We start from the raw sequence: 241 nt of genomic DNA, 5'->3' as shown, positions 1-241 counted from the left end.
AAGTAGCTCAGCTTGGTAGAGCACTTGGTTTGGGACCAAGGGGTCGCAGGTTCGAATCCTGTCTTCTCGACCATTTATTTTATTCCCGGGGCCTTAGCTCAGCTGGGAGAGCGCCTGCCTTGCACGCAGGAGGTCAGCGGTTCGATCCCGCTAGGCTCCACCATTGAACATTGAAAACTGAACATGCAAGACGTCAAGATAGAGCGTCACCACCCCGACCCCCGTTGGGTGTGCGTGACGC

Annotated in this window: 1 tRNA gene; it reads left to right on the top strand. The window is 56.0% G+C overall.

The window, feature by feature from the left end:
- Positions 1-87: 87 nt before the first annotated feature.
- Positions 88-163 (top strand) — tRNA-Ala (locus CF394_RS12065).
- The last annotated feature ends 78 nt before the right edge of the window (positions 164-241 follow it).

This window comes from Tetzosporium hominis (genome assembly GCF_002265435.1).
Lineage (GTDB): Bacteria > Bacillota > Bacilli > Bacillales_A > Planococcaceae > Chryseomicrobium > Chryseomicrobium hominis.
This window is presented reverse-complemented; position numbering and strand designations above follow the sequence as displayed.